The following is a 1,063-nucleotide window of genomic DNA, read 5'->3' on the forward strand; positions in this document are numbered from 1 at the left end:
GTGGCCGGCGCCGGCCACCCCCCGGGAGCGAAACAGCGCCCTGAGGCGCTCAGTTCACCAAGTGCCCCGATGCTACAGTCCCGTTGAATGGTATCTGCGGCATTTCGGCACAACGGAGGCTTAGGTGGGAGACAGCCGGGGCGGTAGGTCGGTGGAAGAGAATCGGGCAGCCGGGAAGCGCTCGAAAGAGAATCTTTCCACGGCCGACGACGTCGACGACCCAACCGAGAACCTCATCGAGGATGAGGAACTGGGACCTCCCCTGGGGCAGGCTCTAGGACCAGGTAACCAGAAGCCGCCGCGGGCGCCGGCCCCACCCCCGCCGCCACCGCCGAGCCCCCGCTGACCGTATTCCTGCTTCGCGCGCAGCGTGGGTTCCGGGTATCACGCACCAGGTTCCCACCGAGCACAGTTGATCATTCTGACTGCTGGGCCTCGCGTGAAGATTCCATGCCACGCAGTCTCTGCCTGGGATGGCCACCGATCCTCATTGGCGGCCGGGCTGCAGCACTGTGTCGCCCGAGCAGCGAGTCGATCACTGCCTCCGGGCTCCCGTCTCGGGCCGACCTCCTCGAAGGGCGTTCGCTGTTTGGGTACCGGCCGCTCCCGGGCAGGATCCCAATGAGACCAGGAGCAGCGGGGGTTCGAGGGGTTGGTCGCATACGACCTGCGTGAGTGAATCTCCTCGCCGGCTGCGCGGTGTACGGGTGTGCCGCAGGACCGGAGCCGGGCTCATCGCCTCCTGGCCGTGGTGACTTGGATGCATACGGCCGCAGCCAACGGCCAGACTTACCCATCTTTTGGCAGCGTCCAGCGGCCCCAACCCCGCCCAGGTCCGGGCCGGACACAGCCGTTACCTGAGCTCGACCGCGTACGAGCTTCCGTTGAACTCCCAGCCATCGGTGCCTTCACCGATGTCGGCGACGATGACGTCGTCGATGAAGCGGTCCTCGAAGTCGTCATCGCGAAGGTCTCCGGCCAGCCAGAGCACCTCAATGCCGCTCCAGTCCCCACGGCGCCCGTCGATCCGCAGCGGGGCAGCTCGGCGGGTGCCACGTTCGCG

At 67.0% G+C, this 1,063-nt stretch carries 1 pseudogene; it reads right to left on the minus strand.

The window, feature by feature from the left end:
- Positions 1-853: 853 nt before the first annotated feature.
- Positions 854-1,063 (minus strand): annotated as a pseudogene (locus ACWEBX_RS41370) (hypothetical protein); the annotation flags it as partial.

The sequence above is a fragment of the Streptomyces sp. NPDC005070 genome (assembly GCF_053600395.1).